The sequence below is a fragment of the Hyphomicrobiales bacterium genome (assembly GCA_017642935.1).
Taxonomy (GTDB): domain Bacteria; phylum Pseudomonadota; class Alphaproteobacteria; order Rhizobiales; family MH13; genus MH13.
Window position 1 is genome coordinate 599,585 of sequence record JAEPOK010000002.1, and the last position, 19,287, is coordinate 618,871.

General features: G+C 60.1%; 21 protein-coding genes. 5 read left to right on the plus strand and 16 right to left on the minus strand.

The window, feature by feature from the left end:
- Positions 1-103: 103 nt before the first annotated feature.
- On the plus strand, positions 104-1,507 hold the full coding sequence (locus tag JJ917_12250; GenBank protein ID MBO6699595.1) for a VWA domain-containing protein: 1,404 nt from the start codon (positions 104-106) through the stop codon (positions 1,505-1,507).
- 127 nt (positions 1,508-1,634) lie between these two features.
- Complete coding sequence (locus JJ917_12255; protein MBO6699596.1) at positions 1,635-2,378, plus strand: glutamine amidotransferase; 744 nt, start codon at positions 1,635-1,637, stop codon at positions 2,376-2,378.
- A 155-nt stretch (positions 2,379-2,533) separates the two neighbouring features.
- On the opposite strand, the gene bfr is transcribed toward JJ917_12255, so the two are convergent.
- Complete coding sequence (gene bfr, locus JJ917_12260) at positions 2,534-3,019, minus strand: bacterioferritin (GenBank protein MBO6699597.1); 486 nt, start codon at positions 3,017-3,019, stop codon at positions 2,534-2,536.
- A gap of 54 nt (positions 3,020-3,073) precedes the next feature.
- On the minus strand, positions 3,074-3,364 hold the full coding sequence (locus JJ917_12265) for a (2Fe-2S)-binding protein (protein ID MBO6699598.1): 291 nt from the start codon (positions 3,362-3,364) through the stop codon (positions 3,074-3,076).
- A gap of 299 nt (positions 3,365-3,663) precedes the next feature.
- Between JJ917_12265 and JJ917_12270 the strand changes: the two genes are divergently transcribed.
- Both JJ917_12270 and JJ917_12275 read left to right on the plus strand, forming a co-directional pair.
- Positions 3,664-4,335: a caspase family protein gene (locus tag JJ917_12270; GenBank protein MBO6699599.1), complete on the plus strand. Its 672-nt coding sequence runs from the start codon at positions 3,664-3,666 to the stop codon at positions 4,333-4,335.
- Positions 4,336-4,402: 67 nt separating this feature from the next.
- Positions 4,403-5,737: a serine protease gene (locus tag JJ917_12275; GenBank protein ID MBO6699600.1), complete on the plus strand. Its 1,335-nt coding sequence runs from the start codon at positions 4,403-4,405 to the stop codon at positions 5,735-5,737.
- A gap of 41 nt (positions 5,738-5,778) precedes the next feature.
- On the opposite strand, the gene JJ917_12280 is transcribed toward JJ917_12275, so the two are convergent.
- The 4 genes from JJ917_12280 to JJ917_12295 all read right to left on the minus strand — a co-directional run bounded on the left by JJ917_12280 (position 5,779) and on the right by JJ917_12295 (position 8,026).
- Complete coding sequence (locus JJ917_12280) at positions 5,779-6,399, minus strand: YdeI/OmpD-associated family protein (protein ID MBO6699601.1); 621 nt, start codon at positions 6,397-6,399, stop codon at positions 5,779-5,781.
- Positions 6,400-6,456: 57 nt separating this feature from the next.
- Complete coding sequence (locus JJ917_12285) at positions 6,457-6,852, minus strand: DUF1801 domain-containing protein (GenBank protein ID MBO6699602.1); 396 nt, start codon at positions 6,850-6,852, stop codon at positions 6,457-6,459.
- Positions 6,853-6,914: 62 nt separating this feature from the next.
- Positions 6,915-7,016, minus strand: a complete 102-nt coding sequence (locus tag JJ917_12290) for a hypothetical protein (GenBank protein ID MBO6699603.1) — start codon at positions 7,014-7,016, stop codon at positions 6,915-6,917.
- Between the two features lie 98 nt (positions 7,017-7,114).
- The gene (locus JJ917_12295) at positions 7,115-8,026 is read right to left on the minus strand and encodes a helix-turn-helix domain-containing protein (protein MBO6699604.1); all 912 of its coding nucleotides are present in this window, start codon (positions 8,024-8,026) and stop codon (positions 7,115-7,117) included.
- A 166-nt stretch (positions 8,027-8,192) separates the two neighbouring features.
- On the opposite strand from JJ917_12295, the gene JJ917_12300 reads away from it, so the two are divergent.
- Positions 8,193-8,624, plus strand: a complete 432-nt coding sequence (locus tag JJ917_12300; GenBank protein ID MBO6699605.1) for a nuclear transport factor 2 family protein — start codon at positions 8,193-8,195, stop codon at positions 8,622-8,624.
- A 90-nt stretch (positions 8,625-8,714) separates the two neighbouring features.
- On the opposite strand, the gene uxuA is transcribed toward JJ917_12300, so the two are convergent.
- The 10 genes from uxuA to JJ917_12350 all read right to left on the minus strand — a co-directional run bounded on the left by uxuA (position 8,715) and on the right by JJ917_12350 (position 19,276).
- Positions 8,715-9,938 (minus strand): mannonate dehydratase, encoded by a 1,224-nt coding sequence (uxuA, locus tag JJ917_12305; GenBank protein MBO6699606.1) that lies wholly within the window; start codon positions 9,936-9,938, stop codon positions 8,715-8,717.
- 24 nt (positions 9,939-9,962) lie between these two features.
- Positions 9,963-11,042, minus strand: coding sequence for a sn-glycerol-3-phosphate ABC transporter ATP-binding protein UgpC (gene ugpC, locus JJ917_12310; protein MBO6699607.1), 1,080 nt, complete (start codon positions 11,040-11,042; stop codon positions 9,963-9,965).
- Positions 11,043-11,241: 199 nt separating this feature from the next.
- Positions 11,242-12,279: a carbohydrate ABC transporter permease gene (locus JJ917_12315; GenBank protein MBO6699608.1), complete on the minus strand. Its 1,038-nt coding sequence runs from the start codon at positions 12,277-12,279 to the stop codon at positions 11,242-11,244.
- 31 nt (positions 12,280-12,310) lie between these two features.
- On the minus strand, positions 12,311-13,381 hold the full coding sequence (locus JJ917_12320; protein ID MBO6699609.1) for a sugar ABC transporter permease: 1,071 nt from the start codon (positions 13,379-13,381) through the stop codon (positions 12,311-12,313).
- A 14-nt stretch (positions 13,382-13,395) separates the two neighbouring features.
- The gene (locus JJ917_12325) at positions 13,396-14,637 is read right to left on the minus strand and encodes a carbohydrate ABC transporter substrate-binding protein (protein ID MBO6699610.1); all 1,242 of its coding nucleotides are present in this window, start codon (positions 14,635-14,637) and stop codon (positions 13,396-13,398) included.
- A 77-nt stretch (positions 14,638-14,714) separates the two neighbouring features.
- Positions 14,715-15,818 (minus strand): Gfo/Idh/MocA family oxidoreductase, encoded by a 1,104-nt coding sequence (locus JJ917_12330; GenBank protein ID MBO6699611.1) that lies wholly within the window; start codon positions 15,816-15,818, stop codon positions 14,715-14,717.
- 1 nt (position 15,819) lies between these two features.
- Entirely contained in the window at positions 15,820-16,824 is a 1,005-nt protein-coding gene (locus JJ917_12335; GenBank protein MBO6699612.1) for a Gfo/Idh/MocA family oxidoreductase, read from the minus strand.
- Positions 16,821-17,807, minus strand: coding sequence for a Gfo/Idh/MocA family oxidoreductase (locus tag JJ917_12340; GenBank protein MBO6699613.1), 987 nt, complete (start codon positions 17,805-17,807; stop codon positions 16,821-16,823). Before JJ917_12340 ends, JJ917_12335 begins: the two co-directional genes overlap by 4 nt.
- A 23-nt stretch (positions 17,808-17,830) precedes the next feature.
- Positions 17,831-18,748 carry a dienelactone hydrolase family protein gene (locus JJ917_12345; protein MBO6699614.1) on the minus strand — a complete coding sequence of 306 codons (918 nt, stop codon included), beginning with the start codon at positions 18,746-18,748 and terminating at the stop codon, positions 17,831-17,833.
- A 9-nt stretch (positions 18,749-18,757) separates the two neighbouring features.
- Positions 18,758-19,276, minus strand: a complete 519-nt coding sequence (locus JJ917_12350; protein ID MBO6699615.1) for a flavin reductase family protein — start codon at positions 19,274-19,276, stop codon at positions 18,758-18,760.
- Between the last annotated feature and the right edge of the window lie 11 nt (positions 19,277-19,287).

Below are 19,287 nucleotides of genomic sequence, written 5' to 3' on the forward strand. Positions count from 1 at the left end.
AATAAGCATTTGTTGATCATTTTCCCAAAGCGCTGATCGGTTTTAACAAAATTTGGTGAGTTGGCTTGGCATTTTGGCGCCGCTTCAAATGAACGGTGCCAGCATGTTTCTCAAAAAGTCGCCTCTTTTCACCGCCCTCGCCCACCATGCGCGGGCCTTTGGTCAAGATACCAACGGCGTTGTTGCGGTGATTATCGGCCTAGCTGCAGTCCCGATGATCGGCATCACCGGCGCCTCCCTGGATTATAGCCGTGCGCAAGATGTGCGCTCCGCGTACCAGGACGCAGCTGATGCGGCTGCCTTGGCGGCGGCGACGAGCAGCCATCCGAGTTTTGAGAGCCGACAGGCTTACGCTCGCGCGACTTTTGACGCCAACGTCCCCGATGGTGGCCACGCCATCAGCAGCTTTGCGCTGTTGGATCATGATCTGGGCTATGAGGTGCGCGCCACGGGCAATGTCGATACCACCTTGCTCGGCATTATCGGGATCGACGATATCGGTGTTGGCGTCAGTGCCATTGCGGCGGCTGGATCGCAGCCGTTGGAAATCTCCTTTGTGATTGATGCGACGCGTTCGATGACGTTTGGATCACGGTGGCGCACAGCCTATGACAGCTTGGATGCGGTCTTGTCGGCGTTGGATGAATCCATCGACCAGCGCGATGATTTCACGGTGACCGTGGTGCCCATGGGAGACCGCGTGAACATCGGCACGCACCGATTTGAATGGGTTGAGGGCTTTGCCGAAGACCAAGGCAATGATCGCGGGCGACGCGGCCACTGGAACGATGAAGAGCGCGAGCGCGCAGGCGACCAGGGGCGCCGCGGGTGGCGTGATGAGTCTGCTGAAGCGTTACCGATGGCCGAATGGCGAGGCTGCGTGCAGCCGCGTGAAGAGGATGACCGCGATAATCCCTATCTGTTGACCGACGCCACACCAGCGGAGCTTCCCTTCGAGCCCTTCGATCATCGCGGACCCAGCGCCATCCATACTGACCGGCAGTATCAATGCCCGCTCAGCATCATTGGGCCGAGCAATGACGTCCACTATGTGATGCGCGAGTTGGACGGGATTGAAGGTGCCGGCACGGGCCGTTTCGATGAAGGGCTCGCCTGGGGCTGGCGGACGGTATCGTCCAACTGGTCCGGTGAATGGGGTATCGCCAACTACCCCAGCATGGGCGATGAAGCGCGCAAGGTCGTTGTGTTCATCTCCGACGGCAACTCGACTATGGAAGACCATGAGTTCGATGGGCACTCGGAGTGGGGCTACAACAATTCTGGTGCAGCGATGTTCGACAATTTCGCCACGGTTTGCGACGACATGAAGGATCAGGGCATCACGATCTACACGTTCTACATTGAGGGCAATCCTTATGCGGATGAGTACTTGATGGCCTGCGCGTCTTCGCCTGCGCACTATTTTGACGTGACGCGCAACGAGGACATGATGGCCGCCTTCGATGCGATGGGTGCCAGCCTGATGGAAGCGCGCCTGGTGCGCTGATCACCGGTTCTCGCGAAGAATTGCGCCGCGTGTCGCTGGACATTGGCGGGCGGCGGGGGTTTTGTGCGACAGAACACCGTGTTCGCGTTATCGAACGCGAAACCCGCTCTTTCGCCAAAGACTCTTCATGTCCGCTGACCAGCCGATCCTCATCATCTTGCATCAGGAGCATTCCACGCCCGGACGGGTTGGGATGAAGCTGCGCGAGCGCGGTTACCGCCTGGACATTCGCCGGCCGCCGCTCGGCTGCGCGTTACCGGAAACGCTGGACGAGCATGCCGGGGCGGTGATGTTTGGCGGGCCGATGTCGGCCTATGATGATGAGCCGTTCCTCAAGACCGAGACCGATTGGATCGGCGTGCCGCTGCGCGAGGAGAAGCCGTTTCTTGGCCTCTGCCTCGGTGCGCAGATCATGGCCAAGCATTTGGGCGCCGACGTCAAGCCGCATCCTGATGGGCTGGTGGAGGTTGGCTACTACCCCATCGCGCCAACGCCCGAGGGTGAGGCGCTGATCCATTGGCCCGATATGGTCTATCAATGGCATCAGGATGGGTTTGATTTGCCCGCAGGTGCCGTGCGGCTTGCCAAGGCCCATGGGCCGTTTCCTGAGCAAGCCTTTCAGGTCGGTCCGTCGGCGTTTGGCCTGCAGTTCCACCCTGAGCTCACCTTCGCCATGACCTATCGCTGGACGGTTAAGGGTGCCCACCGCATGGCGGCGCCCGGTGCGCAGCCGCGCAAGGCGCATATTGAAGGCCGCCTGCGCTATGACGCGGCGGTTGATGCCTGGCTCGACCAGTTTCTGGACCTTTGGCTTGCGTCGAAAAGTGACGTACAGGCACAAAAAAACCCGGCGGTTTTGGCCGCCGAGTGATTCAGGTCATCTGAGGATTGTCACGCTGGATAGCGCTTGGCGCCTGCGGGACGACATTTTTACTAAGCGCCACGCTCCGTCGCAAGCGACGACCGCTTTGGCTTTTGATGGGCCACGCTCTGTTCCTGCGGAACAACCGCTTTGGCGCAGGCCTTTTACTCGGCCGAGTCAGCCGAGCTGGCGTTCAACAGGCCGTAGCGCTCTTCGCCGATCGTTTCGAGAAGCTGCAGCTGCGTTTCCAGGAAGTCGATATGGCCTTCCTCGTCTTGCAGAAGGTCCTCAAACAGTTTCTTCGAAACGTAGTCGCCCTCTTCTTCACAAATGTCATAGGACTTCGAATAAGCAGCGCGTGCTTCGTACTCGCCGGCCAGATCAGCTTCCAACACTTCCTTGATCGTCTGACCGATGCGCAGCGGCGCGACGGTCTGCATGTTGGGATGGCCTTCCAGGAACAGGATGCGCTCGACCAGCTTGTCGGCGTGCTCCATCTCTTCGATGGATTCCGCGCGTTCCTTGGCCGCCAATTTCGCATAGCCCCAGTCATCGAGCAGGCGATAGTGCAACCAATATTGGTTGATCGCGCCAAGCTCCAAAAACAGCGCTTCGTTGAGGCGTTCGATGACTTTTTCTGAGCCCTTCATGGCGGGACCTACTCCTTGGTGTTGAGCCCGCCGCCAGGATGGTGGTGCGGGTGGCTAATCGCGTTGCAAGGCCAGGCGCACGCCGGTCGCGCGCAGCGCAGCCGTGGCAGCACCTGCCAAACTACGTTCCAGAACATAGCTTGGATTGCTAGTTTGGAACTCTTCTAATCTTTGCACGATCAGGTCAACCACCTGAGGGAAACAACCGCAACATTTTCCGCGTTTGCCGAGCTGGCGATAGACAAGCCCGGGTGTGATCAGCTGATAGGGATCCTCATCGATGAGGTCCTCGATGGCCTCACTGATGGTGGCTTTGGTCAGAACGTTGCAGTGGCAAACGATCATGGAAGGTCCCGAGACTGGATCACGCGGCACTTACATGATGTTCATGCCATGCAAGTGACAGCTATTTGCAGCTAGGATCAAAACCTACCCCGGTTGCCGCTGGTTTCTTTGACCCTTCGCAACCATACCATCATTGTTGGAATTCAATGGCAAGTTATAAACTGTCGCAGGTCAGGATCCGGTTATTCGGCGGTTTTGCAGCCCAGCTGGCGTGCATCCTAGCCCTATTTCTGTTGCTAACGCCTTTACCGGGCGTCGCTTTCGCGGGGCAAGGTAAACATCATGCCTTGGTGATTGGCGTGGAGCAGTTTGAGCGCGCCCGCGATTTGCGCAATCCGGCCCGTGATGCGCGGGCCGTAGCGGCGCGCTTGTCTGAGCTCGGGTATGCGCTTCATGGCGATGGCGCGCATTTCAATCCGACCCGACTAGAGATGCTGGCAATGATGCGCGATTTCGCCGCCCACTTGCCCGAAGGCGCGACGGCGGTGGTCTATATCGCCGGGCATGGCTTGTCGGAGGGCGGCGACACCTATCTCATTCCAGCCGATGATGCGGACCTTCGCACACGCGACAATCTTGGCGACCATGCCGTGGCGCTGCGCTCGCTGACGGGACGGCTGGCGGCTCGGCCTGGCATCAATGCCATCGTCCTGGTGGATGCCTGCAGCGCCAATGGGTTGCGCGGTGAGGGCGCCGGCTCGGGCAGTGCTGGCGATCTGGTGACCGGCTCCACCGGCTCGATGAGCCTTATCTATGCCGCCGCTCCTGGCCAGATCGCGGCTGATGGCAACGGCACCAACAGCCCGTTCACCACCGCGCTGTTACACGCGCTTGAAACCCCGCGTGCGCCGCTCGATCAGCTGTTCCGTCGCCTCACCGACCATATCGGCACGGCCACCGCAGGGGCGCAGACACCCTGGATCATGCGCAGCTATGGCGATGTCGGCCCGGTGTACCTGACCGACCGATAGCCCACTTTTGCGGGCGCAAGCGCTGTGCCATGGTGCTTGGCGTGACAGACGATTCAGGACAGCACACATGCCAGCAGTTTCATCGCGCGCGCTCCTTTCCGGCGCGCTGACCACCAGCTTTTTTGCCACCGGGCTGGCGCTCGGCGTCGGCGCCATGGCAACACCCGCCGCGGCCTTTTGCGATGATGGCCGGGTCATGGGCGGCTGCGTGACCAGCATCGATGAGTTCCCCTGGCAGGTCTCATTGTTCCGCACAGGCGGTGGCACGCAGCTCGGATCGCATTTTTGCGGCGGGTCGGTGGTCGCCGAGCGTTGGGTTTTAACCGCGGCGCACTGCATTGAGGATTTTCTGCCCACCGACCCAAGCCCGATGGCGGTGTATTTTGGCTCCACCAGTCTGGAGCAAGGCGGGCAAATCGCCGACGTGCAGACCATCTATGCCCATCCGGACTATCGCGGTGTTGGGTCAGACGACATTGCGCTGCTTGAGCTGCGTAACCCGATCTCGGTGCCACCGGTGACGCTCTCGATGGATGTTGAGGCGCGCGGTATTGAGCGCGTTGGCACCGACGCCATCGTGATTGGGTGGGGCAACACCCCAGGACAGCGCGATCTGTCCGGCACCGTTGGCATGAAGGGCGGCGAGACGGTGGTGCAAACCGTGGATGTGTTTGAAACCTCGCCGCTGCTTTTGGGCGCCGAAGTGCCGGTGGTGGACAATGCCAGGTGCGATGAGCGCGGCGATCCCGAAGCGATCTGCGCTGGGTTTCGCAGCCGGCCGATCGATGCTTGTGCGGGCGATAGTGGCGGTCCGCTGATGGTGCGCACCCGCCAAGGCTATGTGCAGGTGGGCTTGGTCTCAGGCGGCACGCTGTGCGTGGATGAAGGCGAGCGTTTTTCGACGTACACGCGCGTCTCGGCCTATGAGGACTGGATACGCGCCACCATGGCCGGTGAAACCGAGGTAGCCGATTTGCGCGTCTACCCCGACTTCTCGCTGGCTGCGACCTTCGCCGATGAACAGATCGTGACGGGTTTCACGCCTGACCCTATCGAATACCCGCTTCAGGCCGGTGGGTATCTTTGGGCTGGTGATGTGGACAGCAGCTGTGTCGGATTTGTCGCCGAGGCGCCTGACGTACGGATCACCTATGAGGCGGGTGACCAATACCCGCTGCGGTTCTTTGTCGAGGGCAGCGCCGACACGACGCTGCTCATCAACTGGCCCGATGGGTCTTGGTTTTGCAATGATGACCGTGTGGAGGGCGACCTCAACCCGGAAATTTACTTCGCCCAGCCGCTCGCCGGCCAGTACGATATCTGGGTGGGAACATATGAAGACCCCGACACGCTAGGTGGGTTCCCGGATGTGACACTAAGGGTGAGTGAGCTGGAGCGGTAGGAAGCGGCCTAGCTCAACTTGCTTTCGTTGGCGATCTCCACTTAGCGCTCCATTGCGCCTTTTCCGGCGATGATCTTGTCGCGGAACTTCTTGATCCGGGTCACTCGGGTCTCGGACTTCTTCGCTCCGTTGAGGTTTATGACATAGCTTTTCTGACGTCCTGGCGTCAGGGCGTGGAACGCCTCCGACAGCTCCGGGTCGGCATCGAGCGCATCGACAAGCTCAATCGGTAGATCGATGTCGCTTTCGTCTTGGGGTGGTTTCGTTCCGGCTTCCGCATAGCCCTTCGCTTCATTCAGATAGGCGAGGATTATGCCTTCCTTCTCTGCCGGACCGACGTTGGACGTGAACCGAATCATGTCGGCGTGCTGCGTGTTTGGACCCTGCCGCTCCAACACGCCCTCTGGGTCTTTCATGAGTGCAGCGTTGAAGAAGCTGAGACGGAAATTGTCCTGAAAGGCACCGAAGATCGCGATATTACGCTCGGCGTGCATATAGCAGGGATGGCCCCACTTCACCGTCTCCTGGAGACCAGCCGAAAGGCAGATGGCCCGCAATTTGGCGAGCCCGTCGCCCCACGCCTTCGTCGAACAGCGGTCGGTGTCGAAGCGTGGACATCGCCCGCAGCCTTTCGAGAAATAGTCTTCAATGTCGGTGATCATCATGCCTGAAGATTTTTCACCTAGCACTTCACGCTCTGGGCCAGTTCTGCCTTGTGGCTAGACGAGCCGTTCCAGCTTGCCCTTTCGTTTGGTGATGTTTTTGTAGTCCCACTGGATGCTCCGCCCCTTGAGCAGCCATCGACGGAGATCGTCCTCATCGATCTGATCTGCATCGGAGTAATGGATCGAGGCGTCTTTGAACTTGCCCGTGCCCGGCTTCAACTTCGGCTCTTCGAAATCAGCGCCGCTCCAAAACATTAGCCGCACACCGGCTTTCAGTTTGCTGTATCCGACGATTGGATTGCCGTTGAGGAACCAGACCGGATGGCCATGCCAGATCTTGCTTTCAGCCTCCGGCAAGCCGCGTTCGACGATTGATCGCAGGGTGACGCAAATCGCCTGATCTTCTGGAGTTTGGGCAGCATGGAACTGGTCAATCGTGGTCGGCTTCATACCGCCAAATTAGCACGAACAAGCGGCCACCTGAATGCGCCTTCAGGGCATAGCCAAGAGGCTTACCCCAACGCCTGCATGATCCCGCGTAGCTCAGCCAACCCCCGCATCCGACCAATCAGCGGATAGCCGGGCATGGAGTTGCGGGAAAGATCATCCAGCATCGCTTGGCCGTGATCAAGGTCGCATGGGAATGTGCGAGTCGGCGCGAACCCCTGCCCAACGCAGCGAAAGCGCCGAATTCGTTCCATCGTTCCTCCGATCAAGAAAGACGCGATGGCGGTATACGTTGGTTTGAGGCGGGTCTTGGCGTTCCGGCGCTCATCTGTTTGCGAAACGCGCCGGGTGTCAGCCGAGTTTCCCTGCGGAAGAATTTGACGAAGTTCGTCGGCTCGCTGAAGCCCAGTTCATAGCCGATGTTTGCCACCGGCAGCAGTGAATGGGCGAGCAGGCGCTTGGCTTCCAAGACAACACGGTCGGTTAGGATCGCTTTGGCGCTCCGATCGGCCATTGTGCGCGCGGCTCGCGACAAGCTCTTTTCCGAGCACCCCAATTCCGCGGCGTAGAGCGCCACCGTGTGCCATCTGGTAAATTCGCGCTCGACGAGGGTCCGGTATTGCCTGAAACGCTGCAACTGGGCCGGCTCAGCGATAGCATCGTTTGGGATCGTGCTGTCGATGTGCAGGCGAATGACGAGCGCTTCCAGTTGGCTACGCAACAGAGCGTTGACGGCCCGTGAGGCCGGCCGGCCGGCATCGCGCGCCATGCGCTCGAAGGCTTCCGTCGCGGCCAATTGAGCGCCTGCCCGAAGCGCCAGCTTGCTTGGAAGTCCTTCCAACTGCTTCATCGCCTCGATGTCGCTCACCTTCGCGGCGTTGGCTGCGCGCGCTGGCAGGACCTCGGAGCGCAGTATCAATGCCCAGCCGTCACATTCCGACAGATCGCCGAAATGATGCACTTGTCCCGGCTGCAGAACGATGAGCGATCCGCGCTGGCAGTCGTGCAGTTCGAAATCAACGATGTGTGCGTATCTGCCGGCCGTCACATAGAACAGGCAGTGAAAGTCGGCCCGCTCGAAGCCGCGCTGCTCGACATCCCCTGCTCTGCGCCGCAGTTCGGCGACGCGGTAGACCTCAATGTCGAGGGCATAGCCATCCGGGGGCTTGTAGCCCACGGGCGTCACGGGGCGCCAGGAGTGCGGCTGTGAAGAGAGCCTGCTCGCCATGCTGTCCAGTTTATACCATTGAAAAGCGCCTATCTACCTCGATGCCGGCGTCTCGGTAGCGCAATTCTATCAGCCTTAACGAGGCCAGAATTGGTCAACCCAAAAGGAGACAAACATGTCGGCAGAGAACGAAGTCGTCGGTGCATCCGAGAGGTTCTATTCAGCCCTGAACCGAATGGCGAACGGCGAACGCGGCACGATGAACGCGGTCTGGTCCCATGGTGAAAGCGCCACGGCCCTGCACCCCATTGGAGGCCGGGACATCGGCTGGGCAGGAATCGCGGACAGCTTCGACAAGGTTGCGCAGATCGCCTCCGGCGGTGAGATCCGGTTGGAAGACCAACTCATACGCGTGGCCGGGGATATCGCCTACGAGGTTGGCGTCGAGGCAGGCACGCTCACGCTTGGCGGGCTCAAGGCCACTGTCGAGCACCGCGTCACGAACATCTATCGCCGGGAGCGTGGCGGTTGGAAGATCGTCCACCACCATGCCGATACGTCGCCCGCGATGATGGATGTGCTGGCCCGCCTTCAAAGCAAGACCTAGAGCCATTGAGGTGAACGGGTGTTCACCGAAAAAAGTTCGAGCTGGCGCCAGGGCCGATCGATGGCCCATTTGGGCTCACGGCCGACGCAGCTATCCCAAAGCCTGCATGATCCCGCGCAGCTCGGCCAGGCCGCGCATGCGGCCGATGAGCGGGTAGCCGGGCATGGAGTTGCGCGACAAATCATCCAGCATCGCCTGGCCATGATCGGGACGCATGGGGATTTGCCAGTCGGCGCGGCCCTCGGCTTTGCGGCGTTTTTGCTCGTCGAGCAGTGCTCCGATGGTGGCGACCATATCGGTGTCGCCGCCCAGATGCTCGCTCTCGTAGAAGCTGGATTTGAGGCCAGCTGACGGTTCGGTGCGCCGTGTGTTGCGCAGATGGACAAAATGGATTTTTGACCCGAGGCGTTCCACAAAATCGGCCGGATCGAAATCCTCGCGCACGCCAAGGGACCCCGTGCAGAGCGTCGCGCCATTGGCCGGACTGTCGACGGCATTGAGCACCGTCGCGTAGTCGTCCGTCGTCGACATGACGCGCGGCAGACCGAGCAGCGAAAAAGGCGGATCATCGGGGTGACAGCAGAGCCGGATGCCGACTTCTTCGGCGGTGGGCACGACTTCGGACAAGAAATCGATCAGGTTTTGGCGCAAACGTTCGGCGGTAATGTCGGCATCGGTGGCAAGTTGCGCGCGGACATCGTCCAGCGTCCAGCTATCATTGGCGCCCGGTAGCCCCGCGACGATGTTGTTCACCAGGCCCTGTTTGTCTGCGTCGCTCATGTTCGCATGCTTTGCGCGCGCTTCGTCCAGCATTGCCTCGGGATAGTCGCCTTCGGCTCCCCGACGCGCCAGCAGCAGCGCATCGAAAATACAGAACTCGAGCAAGTCGAAGCGCATGGCTGTTGCGCCGTCGGACATCCGCGCGGCCAGATCGGTGCGCGTCCAATCCAGAATCGGCATGAAATTGTAGCAGACGGTTTGTAGGCCCTGATCGGCCAGGTTGCGCAGCGATTGCCGATAGGCTTCGTAATGCTCGGCAACCGGTCCAGTTTTCGTCTTGATGGTCTCCGACACCGGCACGCTTTCCACCACGTCCCAGCTCAGTCCGGAAGGCTCTTTTTTCTCGCCGCTCCGTGCCTGCGACACGACCGCTTGCTCGATTTCGCGTTTCCGCTTGGTGATCTCTTCTGCCGTCCACACATCGCCAGGTGCGATGTGGTGCAGCGCCGAGACGATGCCTTCAGCTCCCGTCTGGCGGATTTCGGGAATCGAAATGGTGTCCGCTGGACCGAACCAGCGCCAGGTTTGTCTCAACATGTTTGTCGCATCATGGGGCGATTAGGCTTCGCGCAGCGTCAAAGTAGACGCGGTGTCGAACAGATGGAAATCGGATGGGTCGGCGCCCAGGCTGACAGTTTCGCCGGCCTCTACCTTGGTCTGGCCAGGATTGTGGACAGTCAGCTTGGTGCCGTCTTTCAACGCACCGTAAAGATAGCTGTCGCTGCCGAGCTGTTCCACGGCGGCGACCTGCATATCGATCACACCGATGGGGTCGGGTCGCAGCTCGTTGGGGCGTACGCCAAGCGTCACCTTCTGACCGACCTGCTGGCGGAAGCCCGTGGACGGCAGGTGGATTTTCTCGCCGGTATCCAGCGTCAGTAATGTCCGGTTGGAGGTGTCGATCTCACCGGTCAGGAAGTTCATCTTTGGTGAGCCGATAAAGCCGGCGACGAACAGATTGGCGGGCGAATTGTAGAGGTCGAGCGGGCGGCCAAACTGCTCCAGCACGCCTAGGCGGAGTACTGCGATCTTGTCGGCCATGGTCATGGCCTCGACCTGATCATGGGTCACGTAAATCATGGTGTTGCCGAGGCGCTTATGGAGCGAGGAAATCTCGCCGCGCATATCCACGCGCAGTTCGGCATCAAGGTTCGACAGAGGCTCGTCGAACAGAAAAACCTTTGGTTCGCGCACCACGGCCCGACCTATGGCGACGCGTTGGCGTTGCCCGCCGGACAGGTCTTTCGGGCGACGATCGAGCAGCATGTCGATCTGCAACATGGTCGCTACCGCATGGATTTTCTCGGCGATCTCGGCCTTCGGCGTGTTGATGTTTTCCAACCCGAAGGAAAGGTTCTGGCGCACCGTCATATGCGGGTAGAGCGCGTAAGACTGGAACACCATCGCCAGTCCGCGGTCGGCGGCGGGGATCTTATTGACCACCGATCCTTCGATCTCGATGTCGCCGGAGGTGATTGGCTCCAGCCCGGAAATCATTCGCAGAAGCGTCGATTTTCCGCAGCCGGATGGGCCGACAAACACGCAGAACTCGCCATATTGGATCTGCATGTCGATGCCGCGGATCACCTCGACATCGCCATAGGCCTTTTTCAGGTTTTTCAGCTCAACGCTGGCCATGTGTTCCCCCTGTGATCGGTTGGCCGATCATTCTTGTTTTTCGTGCCGCCCCACTTGGCGTCACCCCTGTGCTTGTCACAGGGGTCCATGCCCAAAGAAGTGCATGCCTGTGTGGTAATCGCCCACGCGTCCATTGGAATGGATCCCCGCCACAAGGGCGAGGATGACGACGATGCGAGATGCTGGTGGCGAGCCAAGTCTATTTGCCCCCAGTCGAGGCAATCCCCGTCGCGATGTATTTCTGCAGGAACATGAACACCAGCGCGATCGGCAGCAGCGTCAGCACCGTCATGGCGAGCAGGCTCGACCACTCGGTTTGAAGCTCACCCTGGAAGGAGTTCAGCGCCAATTGCAGCGTGAAGTTCTGGCTCTCCGTCAGCACGATCAGTGGCCAGAGGAAATCGTTCCAGCGCCACATGATGGCAAGGATCGCCAGCACGGCGATGGCGGGTGCCGAAAGCGGAATGATGATGCGCCAGAAAATCTTCCATTCCGACGCCTTATCCATGCGCGCGGCGTCCAAGATTTCGTCCGGTATGGTGATCATGTATTGCCGCAGCAAAAACACGCCGGTGGGCGTGGCCGCGCCGGGTATGATCACGCCCCAGAGCGAGTTCAGCATCCCCATCTCGGTGACGATCAGGAACAGCGGCACCAGCACCACCGTCTGCGGGATCATCAGCGTACCGATGACGAGCAAGAGCACCGCCGTTCGCCCTCGGAATTGGTACTTTGAGAGCGCAAAGGCCGCCATCGCGTTGACCAACAGCATGATCAGCGTCGCCGTCACCGTAATGAAGGTGGAGTTGAAGAAGAAGCGCATGAAATTGAAGCGCTCGAAAAGCCCGGTGTAGTTCTCCACCGCAAGGCGCACTTCCTGCACCGGTTGGCGGTCGGAGATATCGACACGCAGGCGCTCGTCAGGGTTAGCCGGGTCGACCATCTGCGCGACCAGACCGACGCGGCGCAATTGTGCCAGCGTTCGACCCTCATGCTCGCCGCCGGTGATCTCGAACAGCGGAAACTGGCCGTCCATGCCTGGCAGTTCAACGGTCGTTTGTTGATAGGGCAAGAAGGTTGGCGGGTAACGCTGCAAATCGCCTTCGGTTTTGAAGGACGACATCAGCAGCCAGACCACTGGGAAGAACATCAAAAAGACGCCAAGGAACAGGTAGCCATAGGAGACCCAATCGGTCCAATGCAGCTTACCGTTCTTGCCGCGCGTTGCGGTCAGCATCTGCCACAGTGTTGTGGTTCCGGAGGTAGAGTTACCCATCGACGTTCCTCCGGTTGAGCCACAATTGGACCAGCGTCAGCAGCACCAGGACGCCAGCCACCATCAGCGACGCGGCGGCGGCCAGACCGAACAGGCGCGGTGCCCCGGCAAAGCCTTCCTCATAAATGTACTGGATGATGAAGGTGGTCGCCGTGCCGGGTCCACCGCCGGTGAACGCGAAAACCTCGTCGAACGTCTGCACGCCTTTGATTAGCGCCAGCACCAGCACCACCAGCAAGGTGGGCGAGAGTAGCGGCAGTGTGATCTTGGTGAAGGTGCGCCAGGCCGAGGCGCGATCCATGGTGGCGGCCTCGTAGACATCACGCGGGATGGCCTGCAGGCCGGCGAGCAGGATAAGGGTGTAAAAGCCCATATTGGCCCAAACCGACAGGAAGACAGTCCAGGTAAAGGCCCATTGCGCATCGATCAGCCAGTTGGTGCCGCCAATGCCGGTCCAATCCAGGAAGGCATTGAGCAAGCCTTCGCGCTGCAAGATCCATTTCCAGATCAGCGCGACGACAACCGGCGACAAAAGCACGGGGAAGAAGAAAACGGAGCGAAAAAAGCCGCGGGCGCGGATATCGCGGTTCAAGATGATTGCAGTCAGCAGCGAGAAGCCAACCATGATTCCGACCTGAAGCGTGACGAACCAGGTGGTGTTCCAGACGGCGCGCCAAAACTTGTCCTGCAGGCAGGAATTGGGATCAAGAAAATTGGAACAATCCGTCAGCGTGCCGAAATTCTGACCGCCGACAAAGGGCCGGTTTTCCAGCAGCACATTGTCGCCGCCGGTCATGGCGTAAAAGACGTTCAAAATGATCGGCAGAAAGGCGAAGAAGCCGAACAGAAGCAGGTTCGGCAGCAGGAAGACCCAGGCAAGCCGGTTGACGCCAAGCATCCTTTGCAGCGCCAAAAAGGGTATCTCGATCACCCGCATAATGGGCGTGAGAAGAGTAAGGGCGATCCCGTCTCCCTTCACCGGCGCAGCCTTGGCGGGCTGCTGTGGGGAAGGTTCGGGTGAGGCGGGCGATGTGTTATCGCCCACCTCTGTGTTGGTGACCATTGGTCCGGACCGGCCTAGTTGGTCTCGGCCATGGCTTCGGCGAGGTCGGATGCCGCGCGTTCCATGGCTTCCTCAACTGTCAGCTCGCCGACGATGGCCTGGCTGACGCGCTCAACCGTGATGCCGAACATGGCACGGTTGCCCGCATAACCTTGATAGGCGAAGGCAGCTGGATGGATGTCGGGCAGCGAGCCGGCAAAACCGTTCAGCGCTGCTTTGGCGCCATCCGAAGCGTCTTGGAACTCAACACCGCTGGCTGCCACGCCAAGGTGCGCTGGGATGTTGCGGGTGCGCGCAGCGACTTCACCGTACACATCTTCCTGCGCCAGGAAGTCGATCAAAGCCGCCACTTCTTCGGGGTGGTCGGTTTCAGCGAAACCAACAATGCCCGCGCCACCTGGCATGCCGGAACATGCGCCAGCTGGGCCACAAGGCGAACCGACGACCTGCCAGTCGAAGAAGTCACCGACCTGCTCGTCCATGCGACCAACCTGCCAGCTACCGGAATAGTAGAAGACCAGATCGCCATTGATGAACTCTTGGGCGGCATCCTGGTAGGTCTGGCCGCCTTGGCCGGCCCATACATCGCGGGCGATGGTGCCGTCTTCGTGCCAATCGACGAACTGCTGCACGAACGCCGTGAAGCCGTCGTCGACCAGGATGGCATCGCCATTTTCATCGAACAGCGCGGCCCCGTAAGAGATCGCCGGACCGGCGACGCGGTGACCGGAACGGTCAATCGCCATCGGGAATGGTGCACCGGTTGCTTCAGCCACTTGGCGTGAGGCCTCGGCCCAGTCTTCCCAGGTTGCACCTTCGCCTGGAAGGTCTACGCCGGCCTGCTCGAAGAGGGTCGCGTTGACGAACGCGCCGGTGACGGTCAGCTGCGAATGCATGCCGTAGATGCCCTGGCGATCCGGGCCGCCGCGATACCAATCGAGCGTGCCGCCAAAGCTTTCTTCCCAGTATCCAGCGTCCACATAGGGCTCCAGATCGAGATAATACTCGTTGAGGCCGCCAAGGTCAGTGACTTTGGCAAGGTCGGGGCCTTCGCCAGCAGCCAGCTGAACCGGAAGGTTCTCAAGGATCGCTTGGTAGGGGACGACATCGACAGCGACGGTGACGCCAGGATTGGCTTCTTCGAAGCGGTCGATCACATCATCATAGACTTCGCATTCATTGCCATCGGAATAGCACATGAAACGGATTTCCTGCGCCGAGGCCGTGGCGGGAACCAGGGCGGTGCCTGCCATCATGGCCGCGAGCGCGGAGGTTGCCAGAAGGGTCTTTTTCATTTGTTTCTCTCCCAAGACGTTTGGCTCTGATTGGTTGTTCAGTGAGCCAGATTTTTCGTTGTTTGCGTGTTGGTTGGATGTTGCCTTTCAGGCTGCCATCCGGCGTAGAGCGCGTTCTCCTTTCCGAGCGGTAGGGCCACGCGCTTTCCTGTCCGTGCAGCCTGATAGACCGCCGTGACAAGTTCGATTGACCGGCGTCCATCAGCCAATGTGACGTCACGACCGGGGTGCCCGTCAAGTGCCGATGCGATTGCCTGGAAGAATCCGGCATATCCAGCGGGAACGGGGTTCAAATTGGCCAAAACGGCGTCGATTTGCGCCTGTTTGGTGGGGTTGCGTGCGGTGAAGGTCCAGGTGCCGTCGCCCGGTGCATAAGGCTCGGTGCCGCTGGTGGCTGTGAAGCCTTCGAAGAGGAAGCGCAAGCGTGAGGTGTCGTCGCCCGCGCCGAGCGAAATGGAGGAGGTGGCAAGTGCGCCGGATTCCATCTCAAAACTGATGGCGGCACAGTCTTCGACTTCAATCGGGTTCACCCGCGTGGTGGTGATCGCCGACAGCGATCGGATCGGCCCCATCACATAGGTCAACAGATCATGATTGTGGATGGCGTGGCCGAGCACGGCGCCTCCGGATTCGCCGGTCCATGTGCCGCGCCAGGCGACGGCGTAATAGTCTGAATCGCGGTTCCAATGGGTCTCAAGGCTTGCTGCATACGGCTTGCCGGCAAGGCCCGCATGGATCAGCGCTTGGAGCTGATGCAGGCCGTGGCCATAGCGATACTGGAACACCGGGAAAACCTGACGCTGCGCCTCTGTCGCCGCATCAATCAACACATCTACCTCACGCACCGAACGCACCAGCGGCTTTTCGCAGATCACGTGTTTGCCGGCTTTCAGGCCTGCGAGCGTAACATCGAAATGCAGATGCGGTGGCAAGCAGACATCGATGATGTCGATGCTGTCATCGTCCAGTACCGCCTGGCTGTCGGCGTGGATGGCAATGCTGTTGTCGCCGCTCGCGACCACCCGCGCGCGTTCTCGGTTGAGGTCGCACAGGGCTTTGACGGCAAACAGGTCGGGCAGCTCTCGGTAGCCCGCCAAATGCTGTTCGCCGATACCAGCGCCGATGATGGCCACATTGCGCATGCTACGACTGCCCTTCCGCCATCATCTGGGCCTTGATCCCAAGCTCCATCACCTTGAACGCATGGGGCTGGGGCATTGCCGTTTCAGTCCGGTTTGCAATGTCGTTGGCGAGATTCTGGAAGTACGGCAGGCCCGCATCGGCGCACTGGATCTTCTGGCACTTATCGCCATTGACCAGCACCAGGAAGTCTGTGCCCTCCGGCCCACCGACATCGACATATTTGCGCAGCTCAATGTAGCCCTCGGTGCCGAGGATCGTCAGGCGTCCATCACCCCAATTGGGCAACGCGTCGGGGGTGTACCAATCAACGCGAATGTAGCCGTGGCCCTGGTCGCTTTTCAGCGCGATCTCACCGAAGTCCTGCAGGCCCGGATCGTTCGGGTTGGCGAAATTGCCGACCTCTGCCAGCGTTATCTCCGCGTCGGTCGAGCCGGTGAAAAACAAGAACTGATCGATCTGGTGGCTCGCAATATCCACCAAAATGCCACCATAGGCGTCGCGCTCAAAAAACCAGTCAGGCCGGGTGGCATGATTCAAGCGATGCGGGCCTTGACCCAGCGTCTGGACCACTTTGCCGATAGCACCGGCCTGCACAAGTTCGGTGGCCTTGGTGACAGAGGGAACCTCGAAGCGCTCGGAGAAATCCACCGACCAGATGCGACCGGTGCGCGCCTGGCAGTCCTTGATGGCGTCCAGTTGTTCCAGCGTTGTGCAGCCGGGCTTGTCGACCATCACGTCTTTGCCGGCTTCCATGGCCGCGATGGCAAGCGCTGCCCTATCGCGCGGGATGGCGGAGATCAGGATGAGATCGATCTCAGGGTCAGCCAGGATCGCTTCTTTGCTGGTTTTGGGCACATCGGGAAAGCGCTTTTCAAAGCCTTCCTGCGTGTTTGGTGAACCCTCCGTCCACCAGTTTTTGAAGGTAGCGCCGACATCCTGCATGTTGCCCGCCATGCCAAAAATGTGGCGGTGATCGATCCCGAGGGCGGCGAAGGTCGGGCTCATGATGTCACCATGACGGCACGCGCGTCGTTGGAGCTTTGAGTGATTGCGCCGATCAGCGCGTGCGAGGCGAGTGCTGAACGACCTGTGACAACAGGATCGCGACCATCGGTGATGGCATCACAGAAGTCTTCGATGATGCCCTGGTGCCATTCGTGGGTGAAGGCCATGGGGTCTGCGCCGCCGCCGGTGGTGGCTGAGGCTCCAAACGTTTCTGTTTCGCCCTTGCGCCATGACACGGTGAGCACGCCGGAGCCGAGGTGCAGGCTGGCCTTGTCGAAATGCAGCGTGATGGTCTCCGCATCGCCCGGGAAACTTGCCGAGGACGCCACCAGCGATCCAATGGCGCCGTTCGTAAAGCGCAGACCTGCCGTCGCGAAGTCTTCGGCTTCCATGGTGTGGAAGCGGCTCGTTGCCGTCATGGCTTGCACGCTTGCCACCGGGCCGGTGAGGGACAGCGCCAAATCCAGAGTGTGGATCGCTTGGCTTATCAGCACACCGCCGCCATCGCGGGCGTAGGTTCCGCGCCCTGGCTCATCATAATAGGCTTGCTCGCGCCACCAGGGCACGTTGATTTCCACCACGCCCAGCACCCCCAGCGCGCCGGACGCAATCAGCTCGGTGGCTTTCTTAGAGGCTTCGCGCATGCGGTGCTGGAACACGATGCCAAGTTTGACGCCAGCATCCTCGCAAAGCGTGACCACCTGCTCAGCTTCTTTGTAATCGCGCGCGACGGGCTTCTCCAAAAGGATCGGCTTGCCGGCTTTGGCGAGCGGTTCAATCAGCTCGATTCGCGCGTTCGGTGGCGTGACGATGATGGCAAAGTCGATGGCCGGGTCAGCGGCTATTGCGGCGACATCGGCATAGGTCTCGACACCGTGCTCAGACGCAAAGGATTGTGCGCTTTCAGGCGTGCGGGCGGTGACCCCTTGCAAAGTAACCTTGTCCGACGCCTTGATGGCTGCCGCATGGGTGCTTGCCACCATGCCGGTTCCGATGAGAGCGCAGTTTAATGACACAGATGAGCCTCCAGAAAGTCGAGCGAGGCCTGCCGCATGGCGGGCGTTTCGACATGGCCCATGTCCGGTTCAATGTGAAAGTGCAAGGCCTCCGGCGTGTCGGAATACGCAGCGTCAAGTTCTTTGCGCGCTTTCTCAAAACAACGCTCTGGCGTTGACCAATCCTGCAGGCCAACGCCTATCATCAGCGCACGCGGGGCTGCGAGACCTGCGATCTGCCCGGTGGAGAAGTGGTTCAGGAGGCAGGGAACGGTCATGTAGATGCCATGGCCATCATGATCAGGCGTTTGGGTCAGGCAACCCAAATCAGCGAAGGAGCAAAGCGCGACGGTAGCTTTCACCCGTTCGTTGAGTGCCGCCATCCACCAGGCATGGGTCGAACCCATGGAAAAGCCGAGCGCACCGATGCAAGTTTCATTGATGTCGGCGTGGTCCGCTAAGAAACTGATGCCGGCCGCCAGTTCTTCGAGCATTTGGCCGAACAGGGTGGTGCCGTTCCAAAGATGCTTTTTGGCGCGCTCGCTTTCCGTGCGCTCTTGCCGTGCGCCAAAGGCAGGCATTTCTAGACAAAGGCTTGCAATGCCAAGCGCTCGTAGCGCTGGACCGTAAGCCCCTTGAAGGCTGCCGCGGCCCTCCATCAGCTCGGCCATGCCAAAATCGAAGCGATTGCCATGGGCGTGGCAGTAAAGCACGGCCGGTATCGGCATATCGGGATCGGCAGGATGCAGAAAAAGCGCTGGGATTGTTTCCTCCTCAGCGCCTTCAAACTGCAGCGTATCAAGGTGCCAGCCCTCATGGCTCTGCCGGTCCACCAGATGTGTGGATGCGAACGCGGCCTCGCTGAGGCGGCTCCCGAGCAGATTATCAAGTTCCTGAATGACCTCTTGGCGGGTCTTGGGAGGCATCATGATGGCGTATCAGTCACCCAAACCGCTAAACTGACCTTGAAAGAAAACCAGCGGATCACTGGCCTGTTCGCCGGTCTGCATGGTGGCGTGCATCACCTGATCAACCAAAATGGTGTGATCACCCGCATCGTGCTTGCCATAGCGGCGACACTCAAAGCGCGCCAGGCATCCATCTATCAAAGGCACACCGTTTGGCCCTTGGTGCCAGACGGTCTGATTGAACGCGTCGGGTTTTTTGGCGAAGGCAAGACACAGCGCTTCTTGATCGTGGGAGAGCACGTGGATCGCCGTGTCCCAGGCACCCGCGAACGCATCGTAGCGGCTTGACTTGCGGTCGATGGACCAAAGCGTCAGCGGCGGCTCCAGCGAAACCGAAGAAAAGCTGTTAACCGTCATGCCGATAGGGCCGGTTTCGGTCATGGCCGTCACCACAGTGACGCCCGTGGCAAAGCGCGAAAAGGCGCTGCGCAACTCTTTGGAGTTGTCCGCTGCCGGCACAAAACTGGAAATTGGGGCATGCATGTTCATGGAACCTCTCC

What these genes read in the sequence shown, in the direction of transcription:
- JJ917_12250 (MBO6699595.1), top strand. Translation starts at nt 104, where the DNA reads ATGTTTCTCAAAAAGTCGCCTCTTTTCACCGCCCTCGCCCACCATGCG.
- JJ917_12255 (MBO6699596.1), top strand. Translation starts at nt 1,635, where the DNA reads ATGTCCGCTGACCAGCCGATCCTCATCATCTTGCATCAGGAGCATTCC.
- bfr (MBO6699597.1), bottom strand. Translation starts at nt 3,019, where the DNA reads ATGAAGGGCTCAGAAAAAGTCATCGAACGCCTCAACGAAGCGCTGTTT.
- JJ917_12265 (MBO6699598.1), bottom strand. Translation starts at nt 3,364, where the DNA reads ATGATCGTTTGCCACTGCAACGTTCTGACCAAAGCCACCATCAGTGAG.
- JJ917_12275 (MBO6699600.1), top strand. Translation starts at nt 4,403, where the DNA reads ATGCCAGCAGTTTCATCGCGCGCGCTCCTTTCCGGCGCGCTGACCACC.
- JJ917_12280 (MBO6699601.1), bottom strand. Translation starts at nt 6,399, where the DNA reads ATGATCACCGACATTGAAGACTATTTCTCGAAAGGCTGCGGGCGATGT.
- JJ917_12285 (MBO6699602.1), bottom strand. Translation starts at nt 6,852, where the DNA reads ATGAAGCCGACCACGATTGACCAGTTCCATGCTGCCCAAACTCCAGAA.
- JJ917_12290 (MBO6699603.1), bottom strand. Translation starts at nt 7,016, where the DNA reads ATGCTGGATGATCTTTCCCGCAACTCCATGCCCGGCTATCCGCTGATT.
- JJ917_12300 (MBO6699605.1), top strand. Translation starts at nt 8,193, where the DNA reads ATGTCGGCAGAGAACGAAGTCGTCGGTGCATCCGAGAGGTTCTATTCA.
- ugpC (MBO6699607.1), bottom strand. Translation starts at nt 11,042, where the DNA reads ATGGCCAGCGTTGAGCTGAAAAACCTGAAAAAGGCCTATGGCGATGTC.
- JJ917_12315 (MBO6699608.1), bottom strand. Translation starts at nt 12,279, where the DNA reads ATGCTGACCGCAACGCGCGGCAAGAACGGTAAGCTGCATTGGACCGAT.
- JJ917_12320 (MBO6699609.1), bottom strand. Translation starts at nt 13,381, where the DNA reads ATGGTCACCAACACAGAGGTGGGCGATAACACATCGCCCGCCTCACCC.
- JJ917_12325 (MBO6699610.1), bottom strand. Translation starts at nt 14,637, where the DNA reads ATGATGGCAGGCACCGCCCTGGTTCCCGCCACGGCCTCGGCGCAGGAA.
- JJ917_12330 (MBO6699611.1), bottom strand. Translation starts at nt 15,818, where the DNA reads ATGCGCAATGTGGCCATCATCGGCGCTGGTATCGGCGAACAGCATTTG.
- JJ917_12335 (MBO6699612.1), bottom strand. Translation starts at nt 16,824, where the DNA reads ATGAGCCCGACCTTCGCCGCCCTCGGGATCGATCACCGCCACATTTTT.
- JJ917_12340 (MBO6699613.1), bottom strand. Translation starts at nt 17,807, where the DNA reads ATGGTGGCAAGCACCCATGCGGCAGCCATCAAGGCGTCGGACAAGGTT.
- JJ917_12345 (MBO6699614.1), bottom strand. Translation starts at nt 18,748, where the DNA reads ATGATGCCTCCCAAGACCCGCCAAGAGGTCATTCAGGAACTTGATAAT.
- JJ917_12350 (MBO6699615.1), bottom strand. Translation starts at nt 19,276, where the DNA reads ATGAACATGCATGCCCCAATTTCCAGTTTTGTGCCGGCAGCGGACAAC.